The 22,267-nt window shown below is 33.9% G+C and carries 25 protein-coding genes and 1 riboswitch; of the genes, 22 read left to right on the forward strand and 3 right to left on the reverse strand.

Annotated features, from left to right (window positions below):
• Positions 1-31: 31 nt before the first annotated feature.
• The 4 genes from rnr to F5ESL0230_RS01855 all read left to right on the forward strand — a co-directional run bounded on the left by rnr (position 32) and on the right by F5ESL0230_RS01855 (position 5,463).
• Positions 32-2,344: a ribonuclease R gene (gene rnr / locus F5ESL0230_RS01840; protein ID WP_122021342.1), complete on the forward strand. Its 2,313-nt coding sequence runs from the start codon at positions 32-34 to the stop codon at positions 2,342-2,344.
• 9 nt (positions 2,345-2,353) lie between these two features.
• The gene (gene smpB / locus F5ESL0230_RS01845; protein ID WP_122021343.1) at positions 2,354-2,812 is read left to right on the forward strand and encodes an SsrA-binding protein SmpB; all 459 of its coding nucleotides are present in this window, start codon (positions 2,354-2,356) and stop codon (positions 2,810-2,812) included.
• A gap of 577 nt (positions 2,813-3,389) precedes the next feature.
• Positions 3,390-4,046, forward strand: coding sequence for a nitroreductase (locus tag F5ESL0230_RS01850; RefSeq protein WP_122021344.1), 657 nt, complete (start codon positions 3,390-3,392; stop codon positions 4,044-4,046).
• Positions 4,047-4,128: 82 nt separating this feature from the next.
• Positions 4,129-5,463 carry a hemolysin family protein gene (locus F5ESL0230_RS01855; RefSeq protein WP_122021345.1) on the forward strand — a complete coding sequence of 445 codons (1,335 nt, stop codon included), beginning with the start codon at positions 4,129-4,131 and terminating at the stop codon, positions 5,461-5,463.
• Positions 5,464-5,516: 53 nt separating this feature from the next.
• Here F5ESL0230_RS01855 and hpt read toward each other — a convergent pair whose 3' ends face one another.
• Complete coding sequence (gene hpt / locus F5ESL0230_RS01860) at positions 5,517-6,086, reverse strand: hypoxanthine phosphoribosyltransferase (RefSeq protein WP_122021346.1); 570 nt, start codon at positions 6,084-6,086, stop codon at positions 5,517-5,519.
• A gap of 199 nt (positions 6,087-6,285) precedes the next feature.
• Between hpt and F5ESL0230_RS01865 the strand changes: the two genes are divergently transcribed.
• From F5ESL0230_RS01865 to F5ESL0230_RS01875, 3 genes are all read left to right on the forward strand, one after another.
• On the forward strand, positions 6,286-7,368 hold the full coding sequence (locus F5ESL0230_RS01865) for a M42 family metallopeptidase (RefSeq protein ID WP_122021347.1): 1,083 nt from the start codon (positions 6,286-6,288) through the stop codon (positions 7,366-7,368).
• Positions 7,369-7,426: 58 nt separating this feature from the next.
• Positions 7,427-7,515, forward strand: a riboswitch (TPP riboswitch).
• A 45-nt stretch (positions 7,516-7,560) separates the two neighbouring features.
• The gene (locus F5ESL0230_RS01870; RefSeq protein WP_122021348.1) at positions 7,561-8,139 is read left to right on the forward strand and encodes an ECF transporter S component; all 579 of its coding nucleotides are present in this window, start codon (positions 7,561-7,563) and stop codon (positions 8,137-8,139) included.
• A gap of 157 nt (positions 8,140-8,296) precedes the next feature.
• Positions 8,297-9,043 (forward strand): tyrosine-protein phosphatase, encoded by a 747-nt coding sequence (locus tag F5ESL0230_RS01875; protein WP_233551632.1) that lies wholly within the window; start codon positions 8,297-8,299, stop codon positions 9,041-9,043.
• Between the two features lie 62 nt (positions 9,044-9,105).
• On the opposite strand, the gene udk is transcribed toward F5ESL0230_RS01875, so the two are convergent.
• The gene (udk, locus tag F5ESL0230_RS01880; RefSeq protein WP_369931537.1) at positions 9,106-9,774 is read right to left on the reverse strand and encodes a uridine kinase; all 669 of its coding nucleotides are present in this window, start codon (positions 9,772-9,774) and stop codon (positions 9,106-9,108) included.
• Positions 9,775-10,144: 370 nt separating this feature from the next.
• Here udk and F5ESL0230_RS01885 point away from each other — a divergent pair, with 370 nt between their 5' ends.
• The 11 genes from F5ESL0230_RS01885 to F5ESL0230_RS01935 all read left to right on the forward strand — a co-directional run bounded on the left by F5ESL0230_RS01885 (position 10,145) and on the right by F5ESL0230_RS01935 (position 17,434).
• Positions 10,145-10,861, forward strand: coding sequence for a GntR family transcriptional regulator (locus tag F5ESL0230_RS01885; RefSeq protein ID WP_122021350.1), 717 nt, complete (start codon positions 10,145-10,147; stop codon positions 10,859-10,861).
• A 10-nt stretch (positions 10,862-10,871) separates the two neighbouring features.
• Positions 10,872-11,561: a GntR family transcriptional regulator gene (locus F5ESL0230_RS01890; RefSeq protein ID WP_122021351.1), complete on the forward strand. Its 690-nt coding sequence runs from the start codon at positions 10,872-10,874 to the stop codon at positions 11,559-11,561.
• 13 nt (positions 11,562-11,574) lie between these two features.
• Entirely contained in the window at positions 11,575-12,042 is a 468-nt protein-coding gene (locus tag F5ESL0230_RS01895; protein ID WP_122021352.1) for a PTS sugar transporter subunit IIB, read from the forward strand.
• Positions 12,043-12,060: 18 nt separating this feature from the next.
• A complete protein-coding gene (locus F5ESL0230_RS01900; RefSeq protein ID WP_118896922.1) occupies positions 12,061-12,891 on the forward strand; it encodes a PTS sugar transporter subunit IIC in 831 nt (276 codons plus the stop codon).
• Positions 12,872-13,693 (forward strand): PTS system mannose/fructose/sorbose family transporter subunit IID, encoded by an 822-nt coding sequence (locus F5ESL0230_RS01905; protein ID WP_122021353.1) that lies wholly within the window; start codon positions 12,872-12,874, stop codon positions 13,691-13,693. The genes F5ESL0230_RS01900 and F5ESL0230_RS01905 overlap by 20 nt, the downstream gene beginning before the upstream one ends.
• Before the next feature lie 17 nt (positions 13,694-13,710).
• Positions 13,711-14,781, forward strand: a complete 1,071-nt coding sequence (locus F5ESL0230_RS01910) for an SIS domain-containing protein (protein ID WP_122021355.1) — start codon at positions 13,711-13,713, stop codon at positions 14,779-14,781.
• A gap of 29 nt (positions 14,782-14,810) precedes the next feature.
• Entirely contained in the window at positions 14,811-15,806 is a 996-nt protein-coding gene (locus F5ESL0230_RS01915) for an SIS domain-containing protein (protein WP_122021356.1), read from the forward strand.
• Between the two features lie 12 nt (positions 15,807-15,818).
• Positions 15,819-16,232: a PTS sugar transporter subunit IIA gene (locus F5ESL0230_RS01920; protein ID WP_122021357.1), complete on the forward strand. Its 414-nt coding sequence runs from the start codon at positions 15,819-15,821 to the stop codon at positions 16,230-16,232.
• 130 nt (positions 16,233-16,362) lie between these two features.
• Entirely contained in the window at positions 16,363-16,590 is a 228-nt protein-coding gene (locus tag F5ESL0230_RS01925; protein WP_122021358.1) for a hypothetical protein, read from the forward strand.
• A gap of 146 nt (positions 16,591-16,736) precedes the next feature.
• Positions 16,737-17,072, forward strand: a complete 336-nt coding sequence (locus tag F5ESL0230_RS01930) for a PTS sugar transporter subunit IIB (protein ID WP_090093423.1) — start codon at positions 16,737-16,739, stop codon at positions 17,070-17,072.
• Positions 17,073-17,086: 14 nt separating this feature from the next.
• The gene (locus F5ESL0230_RS01935; RefSeq protein WP_122021359.1) at positions 17,087-17,434 is read left to right on the forward strand and encodes a PTS lactose/cellobiose transporter subunit IIA; all 348 of its coding nucleotides are present in this window, start codon (positions 17,087-17,089) and stop codon (positions 17,432-17,434) included.
• Between the two features lie 59 nt (positions 17,435-17,493).
• On the opposite strand, the gene F5ESL0230_RS01940 is transcribed toward F5ESL0230_RS01935, so the two are convergent.
• Positions 17,494-18,939 carry a 6-phospho-beta-glucosidase gene (locus F5ESL0230_RS01940; RefSeq protein WP_122021360.1) on the reverse strand — a complete coding sequence of 482 codons (1,446 nt, stop codon included), beginning with the start codon at positions 18,937-18,939 and terminating at the stop codon, positions 17,494-17,496.
• Positions 18,940-19,081: 142 nt separating this feature from the next.
• Here F5ESL0230_RS01940 and F5ESL0230_RS01945 point away from each other — a divergent pair, with 142 nt between their 5' ends.
• The 4 genes from F5ESL0230_RS01945 (at position 19,082) to F5ESL0230_RS01960 (ending at position 22,254) form a co-directional block, all read left to right on the forward strand.
• On the forward strand, positions 19,082-19,582 hold the full coding sequence (locus F5ESL0230_RS01945; RefSeq protein WP_122021361.1) for a PTS cellobiose transporter subunit IIA: 501 nt from the start codon (positions 19,082-19,084) through the stop codon (positions 19,580-19,582).
• A gap of 84 nt (positions 19,583-19,666) precedes the next feature.
• The gene (gene celB / locus F5ESL0230_RS01950) at positions 19,667-21,010 is read left to right on the forward strand and encodes a PTS cellobiose transporter subunit IIC (RefSeq protein WP_122021362.1); all 1,344 of its coding nucleotides are present in this window, start codon (positions 19,667-19,669) and stop codon (positions 21,008-21,010) included.
• A 121-nt stretch (positions 21,011-21,131) separates the two neighbouring features.
• Positions 21,132-21,689, forward strand: coding sequence for a hypothetical protein (locus F5ESL0230_RS01955; RefSeq protein WP_122021363.1), 558 nt, complete (start codon positions 21,132-21,134; stop codon positions 21,687-21,689).
• 94 nt (positions 21,690-21,783) lie between these two features.
• Positions 21,784-22,254: a DNA starvation/stationary phase protection protein gene (locus F5ESL0230_RS01960; RefSeq protein WP_090093433.1), complete on the forward strand. Its 471-nt coding sequence runs from the start codon at positions 21,784-21,786 to the stop codon at positions 22,252-22,254.
• Positions 22,255-22,267: the final 13 nt, after the last annotated feature.

Raw genomic sequence — 22,267 nt, forward strand, 5'->3', positions numbered from 1 at the left:
TATCTTTTTATTAAAGAATGGAGATTAGTGCATGGCACAAAACGATAAAATCTTAGCTAATGTTTTAGAGATATTTCGTCATAATCCCAAAAAACAATATCAAGTAGAACAAATTGATCGAATGTTGCGACGCGACCACCTAGGTAACTTTTCTGATATCGTTAAAGCTTTGTCTTTCCTTGAGCAACAAAAACAAATTATCACTGACGGCAACGGACATTATCAGCTTACTCAAGAAAATATTGTTGTTGAAGGAGTTTTTAAGGCTAATAGTAAAGGATTTGGCTTTGTGAGACTCGAAGATGAAGAAGCCGATGATGTTTTTATTGCTAAAGATTATACAAATTGTGCACTTGATGGTGATCAAGTGCGTGTAAAGATCACTGCTGGTGGTAACCCTTGGAATGGTAAGGGGCCAGAGGGTCAAGTTGAAGAAGTTGTTGAACATGGCATTGAGAATGTAGTCGGGGAATTTAATCCTTTAACCGATCAACAAGTTAAAGTTAGTCATTATATTGGCTATGTAGTAAGTACTAATAAAAAATTAGCAAATTACCGTATTTATGTGGGTGAAGTCGGACTACACCCACAAAAGGGTGACATTGTTAAGGTGGCAATTGAAAAGTATCCTAATGAAGCTAATCCTGATACAATGCTAGGAATTATTACCAACGTCATTGGTAATAAAAATACTCCTGGTGTTGATATTATGGCAATTGTTTCTGCTCATAACGTTCGTTGTGAATGGGATCAAAAAGCATTGGATCAAGCTAACGCAATTCCGGATCATGTGACTGCTGAAGATATGGCTAATCGAGAAGATATTCGTGAACAACCAACAGTTACAATTGATGGTGATGATTCTAAAGACTTTGATGATGCAGTTGTTTTGTGGAAATTACCTAATGGTAATTATCATTTAGGTGTTCACATTGCTGATGTTGCCTATTATATTAAAGAAAATTCTCCTTTAGACCAAGAGGCATACACTAGGGGTAACAGTACTTATTTAGTTGATCGAGTAATTCCAATGTTACCATTTAGATTATCTAATGGAATTTGTTCCTTAAATGAGGGCGAAGACAGATTAGTTTTATCATGCGATATGGAAATTACTCCTGAAGGTGAACGGGTAAATTACTGTATACATCCTTCTGTTATGCGCTCACAGGCTAGAATGACTTATAACAATGTAAATAAGGTCTTAGATTTAAATAATCGTGAACCATTGGAAGAAAAATACCATAAGCTGGCACCAATGCTACATGATATGGCAGAATTGCACAATGCACTTTATCAAAAGCGCCATCAGCGTGGTGCAATTGATTTTGAAGAACCGGAAGCTAAAATTGTCGTCGATGAGCTAGGGAAACCCGTTGATATTGTCCTTCATAATCGTGGAATTGCCGAAAAAATGATAGAATCCTTTATGCTGATAGCTAATGAAACAGTAGCTGAGGATTTTTATAAAAAGCATGTTCCGTTTTTATATCGGGTCCATGAAACTCCAGATGGTGAGCGGATTAAGGGATTCTTTGAATTTTGTAGTGCTTTTGGGTTGCAAATTACGGCTGATCCTAACCATGTTCGCCCAATTGACTTACAAAAAGTAGTTTCAAAAACATTAGAAACGCCAGAAGAAGCTGTGGTTCAGATGATGATGCTTCGTAGTCTAAAACAGGCACATTATTCAGAAGAGCCGCTGGGTCACTTTGGTCTTGCAGCCAAATTTTATACGCATTTTACTTCACCAATTAGGCGTTATTCTGATTTAATGGTTCACCGTATGATTCATGAATACATGGATCAGGGAACCGATAAAGCTATTCAAGCTCATTTTGCTAGTTGTTTACCTGATGTTGCCGATCAAACTTCAACTCAAGAACGTGTGTCAATTGATACTGAACGTGAAGTTAATGATTTAAAGATGACGGAATATATGTCGGATCAAGTTGGACAACACTTTGATGCAGTTGTTTCATCCGTAACTAGTTTTGGTATGTTTATTCAGTTACCCAATACAGTTGAAGGTTTAATTCATATTTCGAATTTAACGGATGATTTTTATAGTTTTAATGAAAAAAGCATGACTTTAACTGGACGAGGAACGCACAAGCAATATCATGTTGGAATGCCAATTAAGGTTACTTTAATAAATGCTAATATTGAACAGCACCAACTTGACTTTGAAATCTATGATCCTGATGCACCTAAGAAGGCACATAATGATCGTGGGCATGGTTTTAAGAAGACGCAGGACCGTAACCGCTCTAATCATCGTGGTAAGCGGACTGGTTTTCATCAAAGCGGCAATCATCCGCATTTAAGTAAATATAAGCGGTAGGTTAAAAAATTGAAGAATGAAAAGAATGAGAATTTAGTTGCTCAGAACAAGAAAGCGCACCATGATTATTTTGTTAAAGAGACTTTTGAAGCGGGAATTGCTTTAACTGGAACAGAGATTAAATCTGTGCGAGCACGGCGGATAAATTTGCGTGATGGTTATGTTCAGATAATTAATGGATCAGCTTTTTTGGAAAATGTGCATATTAGTGAATACAAGCAAGGTAATCGCTATAACCATGAACCACTTCGAAGTAGACGCCTATTGTTACATAAAAAAGAATTATTGCGTTTAGCAAAGGCACAGGCTGAACGAGGAATCGCTATTATTCCGCTTAAAGTATATATCAAACATGGCTTTGCAAAAGTATTACTTGGTGTGGGTCAAGGTAAGAAAAAATATGATAAACGAGAAACAATTAAAAAACGCGATCAAGAACGTGAAATTCGTCGCCAGTATAAAATTTAAAAATAGTTTGGCTAATTTAGTAGTCAAACTATTTTTTATTAAAAATTGAATTTATTTTATCTAGTTAAACAAGCAATTTGATTTTTAGATTTAAACAATTTATTGGTTAAATCTTTTCTCAGAGTTACAGCTAAAGAAGAAAGATTATTTTTATACTTAAAAAATATAAATATAACTGGACTTTATATTGTAGATATAGATAATATAATGCTGAGGTCTAAATTTTGGCCGATTCATTTAAATTAGTTAATTATTATTTTAAGAAGGTACAGAGTAAATTTGGGTTTGTAATATGTTATTTTATAAACCAATAATTTTAATAAAAATTATGCGCCACAAGTATAATTGTCTTCTGACGTAAAAATTATGCTTATTTATTCAGATTTCATTTATTTGCTTACAACTGTGATATTTCGTATTATTAAAGTGTATGTGTATGTATAGTTACACTTGCTTACAATAATATACTCGGTTACTTTTTGAAAAGTAGACTATAATTTTGCAAAAGTTATTTAATTTAATTTTATATTTTAAAATATTTGCTAATTTTGCTAATAATGTGAGGATTTGAAACAAAATGGAATTTAATGATGTTTATAATGGTGAACGTGTGACACGTAAGTTTACAAATCGTAAAGTCAATGAAAACTTACTTGCTAAAATAATTGAACGTGCTAAGCAATCACCTTCACTGCTCAATTCACAGCCATGGAAGGCATATGTTTTAACAGGTGAAGCATTAAAAAAATTTAAAAAAGATGTCAAAGAGCAATTGGATGCCAACGTTGAACCAAATGAAGATTTTACCAAAATGCTATCACTTAATTGGGATTTATATCCTAGTCAAAATATGGCAACAGTTGGGGCTTCACAACCCTATTTTTTTAATAATAAAATGGAATTATTTACAGAAGCAAATAATACTATGTTTAATGCCCAAGATATAGTTTTTTTAACAATTCCGAAAGCTTCGCCCATATGGTCGGTGTTTGACTTAGGGATTTTTGCACAAAGTATTATGCTTTTAGCGATTGATGCCGGCTTAGCAATTATGCCAGCCCATTCAATGGTTTCTTATCCTGAAGTAGTAAGGAAATATACCAAAATTCCTGATGAGGAACTAGTTGGAATGGCGATTGGTCTAGGCTATCGTGACAATGCAGCAGAAGTCAATAACTCCAAGTATATTCCTAATAGATTACCTACTGAAGAAGTTTATAAATTAGTTAAGTAAAGGGATAGATTTTTCCATTAAAAGGGAGCGATTAATGTTAAGATATATGCTAGAGGATAATTAATAAAAGGTGATATAAATTTTGAATGATACCCAAATAATTATAAATTTGTTTGCTACCCTAGTAATTTTTGCTTTTGCTGCTTTTTTTGTGGCAGCAGAGTTTGCACTAGTGCAGACAAGATCGAGCCAACTTGAAGATATGTTAGCTAATAATGAAGGTAATCCGCGCAAGGTTAAACATGCTCTGCGAATGGTTCATAACTTAAATGAATATTTGTCAACAACTCAAGTCGGGACAACATTAGTAGGAGTAGTTTTAGGTTGGTTTTCAGCCGATACGTTTGCCGCGATAATTGAACATCTCTTAAAGCTAGCACCGGTGAATTATTCTTTACTTAGATCAATTAGTGCGATTTTGGGTGTAATTTTATTAACTTATTTAGAAGTTGTAGTTACAGAAATTGTACCTAAAAATATTGCAATCGATATGCCAGTAAAGATATTACTTAAAATTGTTACGCCCTTGCAGCTTTTTCATACTCTGGTTTATCCATTTGTTTGGTTATTGAATGTTAGTTCTAATTCGCTATTAAAGTGGCTGGGATTTGAGCCAGCTGATGAAGAGAATCAGGTTTATTCTCAATCAGAAATTATCAAATTATCAAGAAAAGCTGTTCATGGTGGTTCACTTGATAAAAATGATTTAACTTATATGAAACGTGCTTTTGAATTTAATGATAAAGTTGCCAAAGATATTATGACAGATCGGACTAGGCTAATAGTTATTAATTCAGCTGATACAATTAAGAAGGCTTTAAAAATGTATCTAGATGATGGTTTTAGTCGACTGCCGGTTGTTCGCGATAATAATAAAGATAATATTGTTGGCTATATATATGCTTATGATGTGATTCAACAAAGCCAAATTGACGAACGAGTACCAGTGACAAGAATTATTCGCACAATGATTACAGTTCCAGAATCAATGCCCATTCAAGATATTCTACATTTAATGATAAAAAAACATACCCCAATTGTTTTAGTGGTTGATGAATATGGTGGAACAAGCGGAATTGTAACTGATAAAGATATTTATGAGGAGCTTTTTGGAACTGTTAAAGATGAAATTGACGATGTTTCTGATGATTATATTATTCAAGATAAGAAAGGAAACATCCGAGTTTCCGGTAAAACTACTCTGTATGATTTTGCCCGCTACTTTCGGACAGATTTAAAAAGCTTTCAAGATAGTGATATTATCACAATCGGTGGTTATATGATGGAACATTATCCAGATTTGAAAGAACATCAAACTGTAAAATTAGAGAATTTTGAATTTGAACTGGAAAGTATAGAGCAAGGATTTATGCGTTGGTTTGTTGTGAAACCACCAATAAATGAAACCAACGAATAGCTAATATTAAAAAAAGGAACTATTGGTTTTAGATAGTTCCTCTTTTATTAAATTTAATTATTTTTAAGACTAGCAATAACTTCAGGTTTAAGTACCCCGATAAAACGTAAATTACGGTAAAAATTCATAAAATCTAAACCATAACCAACTACAAATTCATTGCCAACTTTTGAGCCGTAATATTCAATCTCAACGTCAGTTCTACGATTAGTTTCTTTATTCAGTAAAACACAGCATTTGACACTTTTGGCACCACGTTTTTTCAGCAAATCTTTCACATATTTTAAAGTCAATCCTGTGTCAACAATATCTTCAACAATCAGAACGTCACGATTTTTAACATCGGTTTGCAGGTCTGAAATAAGGTCCACTTTGCCAGATGATTCTAATTCATTACCATAGCTGGATACATCAAGAAAATCAATTTCTTCTTTAACGTCCATTTCTCGAACAAGGTCAGTTAAAAAGAAAATTGCACCTTTAAGTGCACCAACAATCAGTGGTTGCTTGCCTGCATAGTCTTGGGTTAACTGTTTGCCTAATTTGACGCACATTTCGTGAATATCATCTTCGGTAAACAACTTATGATCAATAATACTGTTAATATTGTCGTTTTTCGGCATTTATTTACCTTTCACTTTAAACAATTTAAATTTCTAATAAAGTCGATTATATCATTTTCTAGATGAAATAGTAGATAGTTTTAATTTTTTTGTCTATACAAGGTTTTTATTTAAAAATGAAGTTTAATTTAAATTGTAGTTTTCTTAATATAAATTTTGCTACAATTAAGAATAATAGTAAAAAATGAAAGGCTAAAAAATGAAAAAAGAAGAAGAAATTAAAATGCTTAAAGCCTTTGCAGATGCAAACGCAACCTCTGGCTTTGAAGAAGAATTTGTTAAATTGTTTACAGAAACTGTGAAGAGTTACGCTGATATTAAAATTGATGGTATGTTGAATGTTTATGCAGCTAAAAAGCAAAATAAAGCTCACCGTCCAATAATCCAGCTTGATGCACATTCAGATGCTGTTGGCTTTATTACACAGGCTGTAAGGCCTAATGGCTTAATCAAATTTGTTCCACTTGGTGGCTGGGTTAAATACAATATTCCAGCTTTACGTGTCAAAATTAGAAATCGTGATGGTGAGTATATTCCAGGAGTAGTGGCAACTAAACCGCCTCATTTTATGACTGAAGCAGAGCGTAACAATGTTCCAGATGTTGCTGACATGTCGATTGATGTTGGTTCAAGCTCACGCGAAGAAACTATTAATGATTACAAAATTGACACTGGCTGTCCAATTTTCGTTGATGTAAAATGCGAATATAATGATAAGACAGGTTTGTTTTTTGGTAAAGATTTTGATGATCGCTTTGGTGCAGCCGCAATGGCGGATGTTCTTGAAGAATTAAAAGATGAACAAACAAACTTTAATATCGTTGCTGCTCTTTCAAGTCAAGAAGAGGTTGGGTTACGAGGTGCGTATGTAACAGCTAGGGAAGTTAAACCCGATTTGGCGATTGTACTAGAATCATGTCCAGCTGATGATACTTTTACCCCTGACTGGTTATCTCAAACTGGTCTTAAAAGAGGACCGATGCTACGTGACATGGATACCTCATTCTTACCTAATCCTAAATTTCAACAGTATGCCTGCGATGTAGCTGATAAAAATCATATTCCTTATACGCGCTCAGTTCGTACTGGTGGGGGACAAGATGGAGCCGCTATTTACTATGAAAATGGTGCACCTACTATTGTGATTGGTATACCTGTACGATATGAACATTCACCATATTGCTTCAGTGCATACCATGATTTTAAGGCTGCAGTTGATTTAGCAGTGGCAATTATTCGTGACATGACTGAGGAAAAGCTTGCTAGTTTTAGTAATTTTTAAATACTTAATAAAATAAAATCGTGTAAGCAAAGGCTACACGATTATGCTATAATACAGAAGAAGTCACTAGGGGTGCATATAGCTGAGAAATACCCTCTGAACCTGAACGGGATAATTCCTGCGTTAGGGAAGTGTAACAGAGTAAATTACTAAGTACTCCTAATGACTTAATAGTTATTTAGGAGTATTTTTATGTTTACAAGATCATCAAAGTGGAATACTAAATCAATTATTTTAGTTGCTTTAATCGGAATAATTATGGGTGTGATTTACACTTATGGCTTCAATTGGGCCTATAATTTAATTAAAATGACCTTGATTCCAACAGGCTTTGCACCGGTAGTTGATACAGTTTTTACAGGTTTGTGGCTCATGGCTGCGCCTTTAGCAATATATTTTGTGCCAACTGCTGGGTCTGGTACTATTGGTGAATTATTAGCGGCAGTTGTTGAAATGGCGATTGGGGGACAATGGGGAGCAACGACTATTATATCTGGTATTCTACAGGGGGCATTAAATGAAATTGGCTTTTTCCCTAAAAAAGAACGCTATCAGAAATTTTCTTGGGCAAGTGTGATAACAGGAGCAATTTTTGCTGGCTTGGGCTGCTTTATTTTGTCATATGTGCTTTATGGTTGGTCAAAATTTAGTCTTGTACTACAAATAACAATGTTTATTACTAACTTGATTTCAGCTGTTGTTTTTGATGGTATTTTAGTTAAATTAATTATTAATATGTTTGAACGTGCTGTAAAGCCAAAAATAAGTTAATTAGAGTAAAATAGTTGCAACTTATCCTGTCCAAAGGTTGATAGCAGATAAAACAGTTAGCGGCTATTTTTGTTTTGGTTGAAATTTGGCTCTAGCTCGAGTAAATTTTTTGATAAAAAGAATAATTCGGATATATTAGATATAGATAAGGGGAATTATGGTAAAAGATATTACGAACTGGCGCTCATTAGGCGGTTATGTCGGTGCAAATGGGAAAAAAGTAAAAGAAAATATGCTTTTTCGGTGTGGACAGTTATTTGATTTATCTTTAGAGCAAAAGGAGGCCGTCCGAAATAAATATCAAATTAAGCAATTAATAGATTTTCGTGGTGCTGATGAACGAAAAGAATATCCAAATTATATTTGGAATGGATTAACTTATATTACGATAGATGTTCTAGCAGATGCTGCTACTAACCAAGCTAGTCTTGATGAAATTATTTCTGCTAATGGGGATGTTGCAGGTAATATGCTAATTACATACAAGCAACTAGCTTTAACAAATTCTGCGCGTGAGGGATATCAACAATTTTTGCTGACTCTAGTTGACAATCCCGTACCAACAGCTTTCCATTGCTTTGCGGGAAAAGATCGCACTGGTGTTGCAGCAGCGTTAATTTTAAAGTGTTTGGGTGTTGGTAATCATGATATTTTTACTGATTATTTAAAGACAATTGAAGCAAGAAGCAAAGCTAATAACGAAATTTTAAATCTTTTAAAAGGACAGTTAGATGTAGTTCAACTTGAAAGTGTAAAGGCAGCACTAACTGTACAGCCTTCGTATTTAGAATGCTATTTTAAAACAATTGAGCAGAATTATGGGGATTTTGATAATTACTTGGTAAATGGGTTGAAGTTGCCAACTAATTTTAAGGAAAAAATGCAAGGTACTTATTTGGAATAATTAATGAATAATCATCAAATAACTTAGTAGCAAAAAGGACTGATCTCGAACATAAAGGAGAATCAGCCCTTTTTATTTAGAACAGAATGTACTTTGGTTGTCAACATATCAATAGCAACATCATTAGTGCCACCTTCTGGAATAATGATGTCAGCATAACGTTTAGTGGGTTCAATAAATTGATGATACATCGGCTTAACTGTGTCAAGATACTGTTCAATTACTGAATTAATTGAGCGCCCACGTTCTTCAATGTCTCGTTCAAGTCGGCGAATAAAACGAATATCGTCATCAGTATCAACGTAAACTTTAATATCCATTAAGTCACGAATTTTTTTACTGGATAAAACTAAAATTCCTTCAAGTATAATAATATCAACGGGTTCAGTATGAATTGTTTCGCTGCTACGAGTGTGTTCTTTAAAATTATAAACTGGCATCTCAATAGGTTTATGTTGTAATAAACTTTGCAAATGCTTAGTCAAAAGGGGAACATCAAAAGCATCTGGATGATCGTAGTTAATATTTAAGCGTACATCCATTGGCACCCCGGTGTTATCTTTATAGTATGAATCTTGCGTCATAATTAAGACATGCTCATTTTCTTGCATTTGTTCCACAATTTTATTAGCAATAGTAGTTTTACCGCTGCCTGAACCACCGGTTATACCGATTACAACGGGTTTTTCAAGTTGAGACATTAAGACACTCCTTTTTTTATCAAATAACATTTTACTTTACTTTGTCAAGAATTACCAATTGATTAGGTAAAAAATACTGATTTAGCAAATAAAATTTATTTGGATATAGTCAGAATTGGGAAAATAGTTCTCAACTGTTAGGTTAGCTAATTTGCTTGTGGTTCAGCTTAACTTAATAAGCTTTATTTTTTTGAAATAAGTGTATTAGATTTTGCTTGCTAGTGTACTTGTTTCCCCAAGAGCTATTGACTCATTTAATGAAAGCGATTACTATATTTTTGGTACCAAAAAATAATTATTTATCATTTATATTTTAAAAAAATGTTTTTAGTAGTCATGTTTTAACCTTGTTTATTTTTCAAAAGATACATTAATTAGTAAAAGAGGACCAAGAGCTAGAATGGAATATAAAGAAAGAACAGCTGCTACGCAAGCCCAGGAATATATACAAGATTTAATTCAATTTAAGTCCGCTACTAAATTTTTGCCATCGCAAAGAGCAATTGCTGAAGAACTAGGAGTTAGTCGCAATGCTGTGTTACATGCACTAGTAAAGTTGAAGAGTGCAGATCAAGTTTCAACTAAGGAAAGGACAGGAATTGTTGTAAACACTAAAATTAATATTAATATGCTTGGCATGGAATCAATGACAGTAGAGATAAATGATCGACTGATTCAAATTAACTATCTAACTACTGAATTGATTTCTGTACCAAAAAATTTAATTAATTTCTTTGGTCCAACGGTAAAGAAATTAATTAAAATAAGTCGAGTACGATTAAAAAATAAAATCCCTTTAACCTATGAAACTACGTACTTTAATGCTGCAAAATTTAAAGAATTTGCTGAAATTGATTTTACTAATAAATCTTTATATGCGTTATTAAAAGATAAATACGGAATTGTCTTAGCTTATGGGAAGGAAAATATTGCTTGTAGCTTGGCAAATGAAAAAATAAGTGAAATTTTAAAGGTGAAAAAAGATACCCCGCTTTATCGCATCGATAGTTTTAATTATTTAGAGGATGCTACCCCGATAGAAGCAACTACGCAGTACCTGATTGGCAGTAAATTTAAATATCATTTTACGGCTGCTGATATTTATACTTATTTGTAGGAATAAAAAAGTGTTATTTAAAGAAGTTTATGCGGACTTAAAGTTGAAAATCACGCAAAAGAATTATTTGCCTGGCAGTAATTTGCCCACTGAGACGGAATTACAGGAATATTATCAGGTCAGTAGAACAACTATTCGCAGAGCAATTGACCAACTTGTAGCAGAAAATAAGGTTATACGAAAAAAGGGCAGTGGCTTATTCGTTGCTCCAGCAATTTCAAAGCAAAATATCTTAGAAATGACAGGTATCATTAAACAATCAGTTCCTGACCTAGCAGACATGATAAAATTTAAAGATAGTTATTTAAGGTTGGTTGGTCCATATTATGCTGATGTTTTTAATATTAGTGCTAATGAACTGCTATATTTTATTTCGTTTGTAATCAATATAAAAGGACAATTAACATGGGAAAAGTTGATTTTACCCCTAGAATATTTTCCTGACTTTGATCCCACTTGCTTAAAGATAATGTCAATTATTGAAGCAGTTAATTCTGGTAAATTAAAACTCAAGAACTTATTTCAAGATTTTCAATTAATAAGAGCAACGGATGAGATAGGCAAGCAGTTGTGCATCCAAAAACAAGCGCCAGTATTTAAAATAACTAATCTTTTTTCAACTAAAGATAGCAAAATTGTAGCCATTGAGTACAGGCTACAAGATGCTTTAACTACCAAGTACCCAATTGATTTTAATTAGTGGAGGGAAAATAATGATTAAGCTTGTAAGAGTAGACCATCGATTAGTTCACGGCCAAGTGGCCGTTTCTTGGTTCAATAGTTTAGATGTAAATACAATTTTTGTGGTTAATGATGAAGTTGCTAAGGATGATTTTCGGAAATCAGCTATTCGATTGGCTAAACCAGAGAACTCTAAATTAGTAATGAAATCGGTTGATGATAGTATCAAAGCCATTAATTCTGGGGTAACTGATAAGTATAAAATGCTAATTGTAGTTGAATCGGTGGCCGATGCGACTAAATTAATTAAGGGGACAGGAGAAAAAATCAAAAGTTTGAATTTGGGTGGAACTAAACCACGACCTGAAACTAAAAATTATGCAAAAACAATTAACTTAACTCCGACAGAAGCAGATCAGCTTGATGAACTTCAAGCTAGTGGGGTTGATGTTTGGATAAAGCAAGTTCCCAATGATGATAAGCGGGAATTTCATAAATAGAGTTGAGGAGCTTAAGGTATGAATGTTTATGTAACAGCAATTATTTTAGCCTTAATTGCAATGTTGGGAAATGGTGAGTATTTTTTAGGTTCATCAATGCTATCAAGACCACTTGTAACATGCACATTAACAGGACTAGTATTAGGAAATCTGCAACAAGGCATCATTATGGGTGCAACTTTGGAACTAGCCTTTGTAGGTTCATTTTCAATTGGTGGAGCTATTCCCCCGGAAATTATTTCAGGTAGTGTTTTAGGTACAGCTTTTGCTATCGGTGCTGGGAAAAGTACCGCTGTTGCTTTAACGCTTGGTATTCCTATTGCATCACTAGTTTTAGTAATTAAAAATTTGTGCTTTATCTTTATTTTGCCTTACTTTGTTCATCGAGCTGATCATTATGCAGAATTAGCTGATGGCAGTGGTATAAGTCGAATGAATGTTTTAGGAGGCTTTTTTTCAGTTAACTTACCAATTGGTTTAGTGGTAGGGATTTCTTATATTTTAGGTAGCCCAGTAATTAAAGGAATTTTAAGTGTAATTCCGCAATTCATTATTAATGGCTTGGGAATTGCTACTGGGTTGCTACCAGCTTATGGTTTTGCCCTTTTAATGAAAATGATGATTAATAAAAAGAATGCAACTTTTTTTATCATCGGATTTGCGTTAGCAGTTTATTTAAAGATTTCAGTTACCGGAGTTGCCATTTTTGGAGCTTGTCTTGCCTTGATTTTAACGGGATATTCCGCATTTAACGGTAAACCAGTAGTAAATACGGCGCCGAGTACTAATAAAACAGCTAAATTAAATACAGAAAATGGAGGCATTGACTATGAAGATGAAGAATTCTAAGTTACTTACTAAAAAAGACCTAATGAAGACTTTTTGGCGTTCATTTACAATGGAATGGGCATGGAACTATGAGCGGCAGATGAACTTAGGTTACTCCTATGCCATGGTTCCTGCCTTACGGAAAATCTATGGGAATAATAAAGAAAAATTGCAGGCTGCTTATAAACGCCACCTGGAGTTCTATAATGTCACTCCATGGCTAAGTACTTTTCCATTAGGAATTTCCATTGCAATGGAAGAGCAAAATAAACTTGATCCTGAATTTGACGATGTAGCAATTAATAATATTAAGGTAGCGCTGATGGGTCCACTAAGTGGTATTGGTGATTCATTTTTTTGGGGTACTTTACGGGTGATTGCAACCGGGATTGGTACTTCACTTGCTCTGCAAGGTAATATCTTAGGCCCACTACTATTTTTGCTAATTTTTAATATTCCAGCATTATTGGTGCGCTATTATGGCTTATTTGTTGGTTATAATGTTGGTTCATCATTTATTGATAAAATTCAAAAAACAGGGTTAATGGATAAGTTGACCTATGGAGCATCTGTTTTAGGGTTAGCTGTTGTCGGTGCAATGGTGGCGACAATGGTGACTTTAAAAATGCCCTTAAAAATTGGTAGCGGGGCGCAAGCAACATCGATTCAAAAAATATGTGATGGGATAGTACCAGGTATTTTACCCTTACTATTCACATTTTTCATTTTTTGGCTTGATCGAAAAGGTTGGAAATCACAGTACATTCTGTTGTTGATTGCCGCAATTGGTATATTTGGTGCCTGGTCAGGTTTATTAGGATAATATTTAAGGAGATATTTGTGAAAAGCATTGAAGATTATGTTAATTTAGAACCGCAATATTATCAGTCCGTTCTCGATAATTACCAAAGTTTGTTTGGGGACAAGTTCACCAAAGACGAGGTAACGAAATTTGATAACGTAGTAATTTATGCAACAGGGTCAAGTTCAAATGCAGCTTATGGTGCCTTGCCCTTTATGAGTAAAATTTTAAAAATGCCGGTACGAATTGAAGAACCATCAATTTCGGAAAATTATCTGTTGAATGTCAAAGAAAATACTTTGTGTTTGGCAATTTCACAAGGTGGCCATAGTTATTCAGTAGTCAAATTAATCGAACGTTTGCTAGAAGCAGGGCATAAAGTATATACGCTGACTAGCGAACTTGATAGTCCGGTTGCCAAGATTAGTAAAAATCTTTTATTAATGGGGATGCCGGTAGAAGAAATGCCATATGTTAGTGTTGGTTATAGTGTGGAAATTTTAGATTTACTACTAATCACATTAACAATTGCGAGCGTAAAAAATCAAATTACTAGCGCGTGTTATCAAAAATATTTAACCGAACTGACATCAATTGTGCAGGCAATGCCTTCTGTTATTAAAAGGTCTAGTCAGTGGGTTGATTTGCATTTATCTGAATTTAGTAATGCACAAAGAATAATGTTTATTGGTTACGGAGCTGCTTATGGAGTTAGCCGAGAAGGCGAAACGAAAATAACCGAAGCTGTTCGAATCAGTTCTTGGGGTAAAGAACTGGAAGAATATATGCATGGCCCTTATTTAGGACTAAAACATGATGATTTTGTTATTTGCTTGGAGCCTAATGGAAAATTACAAAAGCGGCAAGAACTATTGCAACAATTTTTAAATAAGCATATTGAGCATGTTTACTCAATTTATGCCGGTATGGCTCAAAATTTAGGTAATCATGATTTAAGTCTTAAAGTAGAAACAAATGAACTGTTAAGCTCTTTATTTATGACTGTTCCGATTCACTTACTGGCTTATCGTTTGTCGCAAAAAAAGGGAATTGATTTGCAACATTCAGCTTACCCTGATTTTGATGAAATTACAGCGTCAAAGATCTAATCATAATTTTAAAAAAGAGGAAAATACAAATGCGTAAATTTAATAAGCAAGAATTAATTCAAAGCATGGATGGTGCCCTTAAGCTAAGAGGCAAGATTAATGAAATAATTGATCCATTATTTAACAAAGGTATTTCTAATATTTGTTGGTTAGGAATTGGTGGCACCTATGCTTCAGGTATGCAAGCTAACATTCATATGAAAGAAAAGAGTGCCTTGGAAACTTTCTATCAAAATGCAGCAGAATATATTGTAACTGGTAATAAACGAATTACAGCTAAAACATTAGTAATCATTTCATCTGTTACGGGTAATACTAAAGAGATGGTTGAGGCCGTCAAAAAGTTGAATGAAGTAGGTGCAACTATCTTGGGTTTTATGGATGATCCGAAAGCAAAGCTTGTCTCTAGTTTGACTTACTGCATTTCTTATCCAGAAAACGAACAACTAAAGTTCTTTATGGTTGGTGATCGCTTAATGTATCTAAATGGTGAATTTCCTGATTATGAAGACTTTTATCAAGAAATGGAGCAGTATTTCGCTCAAGACATTGCTGAAGTTAGTGTAAAAGCAGACGATTTTGCTAAAGATTTTGCACAAAAGCACCATGATGATGCAATTCATTACTTTGTTGGCGCTGGTAATCAATGGGGGGCAACTTATTCTTATGCAATGTGTTATTGGGAGGAGCAACATTGGTTAAAAACGCGCGCAGTTGAAGCAGCAGAATTTTTCCATGGCATGTTTGAAATAATTGACTGTGATACTCCCGTAACCGTATATGTGGGAGAAGATAGCCAGCGACCTTTAAGTGAGCGGGTAGCCAACTTCTTACCTAAAATTTGTGGTAATTATACGATTATTGATGCCAAAGATTATGACTTACCAGGTATTTCAGAAAAATATCGTGGAACATTATCACCATTTGTTTTCCACGCAATCAATAACCGAATTGATATTCATATTGAACACTTGAATCGTCATCCGATGGATATAAGACGCTATTATCGAGCTTTAGACTATTAATTGGTGATATTTATGATTGGTGTGATAGTTTGTATGCATGGTAACTCTGCACTAGAACTAGTGAAAAGTGCGGAAATGATTTGTGGCAAGCAGGAAAATTGCTATGCAGTCAATTTTACAATGGGCGAATCATTAGATAAATTAAGCGAACAATTAACTAACAAAATAGAGTTATTGTCTCAGCCGCTGATTTGTTTGACGGATTTAAAGGGCGGTACGCCATTTAATACATTAGTTAACCTTAAAAAGCAATATTCAAATATAGAAATTGTGGCGGGCGTTAATATGCCAATGTTGCTAGAACTATTTGTTAGTCGTAAACAAATGACAATGCCAGAATTACTTGAGACTATTATAGAAGCAGGGACAGCTGGTGTATACCAATATGTTTCTGAAAAAATAGTTGATGAAGATGAAGAATTTTAAGTCATTTTTGCTTTTGTGAAATATTTATTTACGAATACTATATTTTTATATATTACTAGTAACTGTAGATGCTATAATGTATTATCTCTAAAGTAGATAGTTATTAAGGATAATTAAAAGGAGTAATCATATGTCTAGAAGTTTTAATTATATTAATGGTTCAAAATTTGAAAGCTTTTTTGGTGTAATATTAATATGTTTAGCAGTGTATCAACTATTTAATAGTGTGAAATATACTAAGGGGACACTACATAAAGGAACTAATAATGGCTTTTCTTTAGGGGCAATCGCGTTTTCATTTTTCTTTAGTATAATATTATTTGTAATTGGTATTTTAGCGATTATGCAAAAATTTTAAAGACGATAGTTATGGATGTATTTGAAATTTTTAATGATAATTAAAAATTAATTTAAACATTTTATAGGTCATAATAGTAAGCGCTACCTAAAAAGTGGTATAATAAAATAAATTTTATGGATACATTCTAGGAGGAAAATTTTATTATGGCAGAACAAACAATTATGCTAAATTGTAGTGCAGGTATGAGCACATCATTACTAGTAACAAAAATGCAACAGGCAGCTCAAGAGCAAGGAATCGATGCAAAAATTTTTGCTTGTCCTGCTTCAGAAGCCTCACAACACATTGGGCAAGAAGAAATTGATTGTGTCTTACTTGGACCACAAGTTAGTTATATGAAAGATGATTTTGTCAATAAAGTAAAAGGCAAAGGAAAAGATGGTCAAGATATCCCACTTGATGTAATTAATATGCAAGCATATGGCATGATGGATGGTAAAAAAGTATTACAACAAGCAGAAGATTTAATTAACGGTTAAAACGGGAGATTAAGATGGCAGAAAATCAAACAGAAGAGCAAACTTTACAGGCTGCGATGGGTCTAATTGCCAATGGTGGTAATGCAAAGAGTTTGGCTTTTGAGGCGATTCGTCAAGCTAAAAAAGGTGATATTACAGGAGCGCGGGCTAAGTTAAAAGAAGCTGATGCTTCTTTAAATGAAGCCCATAATTCGCAAACTGCAATGTTAACCCAAGAAGCTCAAGGAGGGCACACTAATGTAACTCTACTTGTGGTTCATTCACAAGATCATTTGATGAATGCGATTACTTTTAGAGATTTAGCAGGTGAAATGGTTGATTTGTATGAGAAATTATATGAAGCTAATTCCTTGGCAAAATAAATAATAGTAAATAAAAAACGAAGTTCAGTTTAACTTCGTTTTTTTGTTATTCATCTATTTTAATTCAAATCTAAACCGTTAGTCTTAATTACTTTTTTATACCAGTCAAACGAATCTTTCCGTGAACGCTTTAGAGTACCTTCGCCAGCGTCGTTTTTGTCAACGTAGATAAAGCCATAACGCTTATCCATTTGTCCTGTTCCAGCTGAAACTAAATCAATTGGTCCCCAAGGTAAATATCCCATTAAATTAACGCCATCAATTTCCACGGCTTTTTCCATTTCTGAAATATGTTTTCTTAAGTAATCAACGCGATAGTCATCATGAATTGAGCCATCGGCTTCAACTTTATCGTATGCCCCAAGACCATTTTCAACAATAAATAAAGGTTTGTGATAGCGATCTGTTAAATGGTTTAAAGCAATGCGCAGACCTTCAGGATCAATTTCCCAGCCCCAATCGCTACGTTCTAAAGTTGGATTTTTGGCCACGGCTTTAGCTAAATCATTTAGTTCATCTGGCTTAACTTTTTCCGCTGAAACGGTAGTTGTTTGATAATAACTAAAGCCAACATAATCAACAGTACCTTCTTTTAAGACAATCCGATCTTCATCGGTAATATCTGGGCGATAGCCGTTACGAGTAATATATGCCTCAACTTCGTTGGGATATACACCAAAAACATGGACATCAGAGAACCAAGAGCGGCGTTGTTCAAATTTGTCAGCCAATAGTACATCTGCTGAAGATGAAGTAAGAGGCCGAACGGGTGAATAATTAATCATACAACCAATTTCAAAGTCAGGATTAATTTTGTGCCCAACTTTAACCGCCAAAGCTGATGCAACTAATTCATAATGAGCTGCTTGGTACATGGCAGCTTCTTTTTCTTTTTCACTTAAGTTGTCAAGCATAATTCCAGAGTTAGTAACCATTAGAAAATCATCATTATAGGCTGCTTGATTATCAATTTCGTTAAAAGTCATCCAGTACTTAACACTATCTTTATAGCGCTTAAAGCAGACCGTAGCAAACCGAACAAAAAAGTCAATTAATTTCCGGTTGGTGAAACCATTATATTTTTTGACTAAATTAAACGGAATTTCAAAATGAGATATAGTAACTACCGGTTCGATACCGTATTGATGACAAGTAGCAAATAAGTTATCGTAAAATTTTAAACCTGCTTCGTTAGGCTCTTTGTCATCGCCATTAGGAAAAATTCTTGTCCACGCAATTGAAGTTCGAAATGCTTTAAATCCCATTTCGGCCATTAATTTGATATCTTCTTTGTAATGATGATAAAAATCAATAGCACTATGATTTGGATAGTTTTTTCCTGGAACAATTCCGTCTGTTATTTCACGAGGTTTAGTTGCCGAACCAACGGTCATTACATCGGCAACAGATATTCCTTTACCATCAACGTTCCAAGCACCTTCTAATTGGTGCGCAGCAACGGCACCACCCCATAAAAAACCATCTGGCATTTTTGCTGAATACATATTTTTCTCCTTTTGTCATTTATACTGATAGCGCTAACAGATTTATTTTATAATAAATTGAAGTGTTTTATCAAGTTAAATAATAATTGACTTTTATTAGTATATAAAGACTATAATAAATTTATAAGATGGGAGATTTTTTATGATCAATAAGAAAGAAAATCAAGCAGACTACCAACGTAAAAACCATGAAGACAGCATCAAGTATTTATACTTTAGTCGTTATCTAATGTTGCGTTATATAGTGGTCATTTTTTTGTTTACTAATCTTTTTTGGTTATTAATTCTAATTCAATATCAAACGTGGCTTGGAGTTGTTATAGCAGGAATTATGACTTTAATTGCTACTGCTGCAGCGATTGAACAATTAGCTAAATTGCATAATCGAAAATCAGCTGTACCAGTAACGCAAGCCTTTTTGTGGCTACAATTGGCGGTCAACCTGTTATTGGCGGGGAGTCTTTTTTTACCTATTAGAGTAGACTTATTCCCTTTTATAAATACTAATAATGTTTGTTATTTAATATTAGCTATCCTTTTTATTGGTGTTATTTTAGCGTATTGGTCAATTAAGCGGATTCACCAGATTATTAATAATCGTGATAGGTATGTTAAGGTTATTGAAACTTTCAAAAATAATTAAAAAATTCTTGCATTAGTTATGAAAACGGTTACAATATTAATTAAGTAGTTTTTAAAAATTACTATTTTGAAGGGAGTTTTGATTATGGTTGAAGCCAAAAAGCCGTTTAAGGAGCGAATTGCCGCCGCCGCGGGTAAATTTGCGGCAACAAGATTTGTGCGGGCAATTATGGATGCGGGTTACAGTGTGATCTCGTTTTCAATTGTTGGAGCGTTTTTCTTAATTTTAACGGTGTTGCCACAGATTATTAATACACCGGGATTTATAAGCTTTTATGCGAATACGATTGGCCGATTTTCTAATTTATACCAATCAGTCTATAATGCAACCATGGGGATTATTGCCTTGGTCTTCTCAGGCACCTTTGCTTATTCGTATACTAAAATTTATCATGATGAGGAAAAAATTAACTTAGTCCCGATGAATGGGTTAATGATGTTTTTAATGGGCTTCTTTATCACGGTAGCTGAGTTGGTCTGGAAAAATGGCCGAATGGAATTCGTGCAAGTTTTCAATAAAACCCAAATGGTTGCTGGGGGTTATGAGGCCAATAATTCAGGAATTTATCGGATTGGTGCAGTTGGTATCTTTATTGGGTTAGTCGTTGCCTGGTTAACTGTTCAAATTTATCGTTATACCATCAAGCATAACTGGCAAATTAAGATGCCTGCTTCAGTTCCATCTGGCGTTTCAAATTCCTTTAGTGCTTTAATTCCTGCTTTTTGTGTCGCAATTATTATTGCTGCAATTAATGCTGGATTTGTTTTAGCTGGAACAGATTTATTTAAGATTTTATTTATTCCGTTTTCCTTTATTAGCGATATTGCTGATACTTGGTGGGGCTTTTTAATTATTGTATTTTTAATTCATTTCTTATGGTGGTTTGGTATCCATGGGGCAACCATTATTAGTTCATTTTATACCCCAATTGTTTTAGCCAACATATCTGCTAATGTTAAAGGAGCGCATCACTTCTTTGCTGGTGACCCGACTAACGCCTTTATATCTATTGGTGGCTCAGGTGCGATGTTAGGTGTTGCTATTTGGTTAGTAATAGGAGCACGTTCAGCTCAATTAAAGGAATTGGGAAAGGTTGAAATTGTGCCCGCAATCTTTAATATTAATGAACCTTTACTTTTTGGCTTACCGATTGTCTATAATATTAACTTAATGATTCCGTTTATTTGTGCACCACTTGCGTCAGGAATTATTGCTTACTTAGGAATAAGTTCACATTTGGTGCCTAAAATTATTGTGCAACAGCCATGGCCGACACCAGTTGGCTTAGGTGGTTTTATTGCCACTGCTAGCTGGCAAGGTGGAGTACTCTCAATTGTTTGCGCAATTGTAGCTTTTCTTATTTGGTATCCATTTATCAAGCATTATGACAATGTCTTATTGAAGAAAGAGCAAACTGCTACTGACTAACAATAATTAATAATATAAAAAACTGGCTGCATTTGGAGCCAGCTTTTTTATATTATTAAAGAAAGCGTTACCAAAAAGGTGCTATAATAGAAAATAGAAATAATGAAAAGAGGTATGACTGATGCTGATTTTTGGTAAAAAATTAAATTTTCGGCCATTATTAATTGGATTGTTATTTTGTTTAGGGATAGGAAGCTTAGCGGCAATAATGCTACAACTAATGAATATTCACACAATTATTTGGGCTATTTTAGCGGGGATAATAATTTTTTTGTTGATTACTCTAGTTTATTACCCTACAGTTTTGCAGGATGAATTTAATTATTTTACTATTTCTAAGCAAGAAATAACATATTACAATTATGGTAATCGTTTCAACAAATTTAAATTATTGTTGTTGGGTAAAAATGCTCCTGTAAAGACAATTAAATTGACTGACATTAAATCAGCTCACTTAGTTGGTAAAAATGAAATCAAAAAAATGGCTTTTACAGTGCCTTTTGATATGCTGCAAGTTTATTTTTCAGGCATTATTTCTATGCTGATGAATCCGTTTGGGCTTGAACTTGTATTAAATAATGGGCAAAAAATATACTTGTCACTTGCTCGTGATCATATCTATGATCCTGAAAAAACTTATAATCAAGCTAATACAGCTATCAATATGATTAAGAAGTAGTAAGTTAAATTTTATAAACTAAATTTTGGTATTGCGACCGCTTTCTTGTTATGATAAAGAAGTAAGCAAGGTATCTGAAATGGAGGAATTCTAAATGAAATATCCAAAGACTAAAGAAGTATTAAATCAATTAGTAGCGGATTTAACGCAAATGCATATGGTCGTTCACCAACATCACTGGTATATGAGAGGAAATCGCTTTTTAAAACTACATCCATACTTAGACAAGGTAATGGACGAATTAGCTGATCAGCTTGATCAAGTTTCAGAGCGCTTAATTACGCTTGATGGCTCTCCCGTCTCAACTTTAAGTGAAATTGCTGAGAAAACAAAGATTGCGGATGAAAAGGGCAATTGGACTGAAACAATTGATGAACGTTATGCCAAAATAATTGCTGGTTATAAATACTTAGAAGGGCTTTATGAAGAGGGAATCAGAGTTAGTGATGAAGAAGGCGACTATTCAACTAATGATATGCTAACGGGTTTCCATACTGATATAGAGAAACGGATTTGGATGATGGCTAGTGAGATTAATCAAGCTCCTACTATTGATCCAGAATAATGAAACTAGCAAA

Source organism: Lactobacillus sp. ESL0230, from assembly GCF_003692805.1.
GTDB classification, from domain to species: Bacteria; Bacillota; Bacilli; order Lactobacillales; family Lactobacillaceae; genus Lactobacillus; species Lactobacillus bombicola.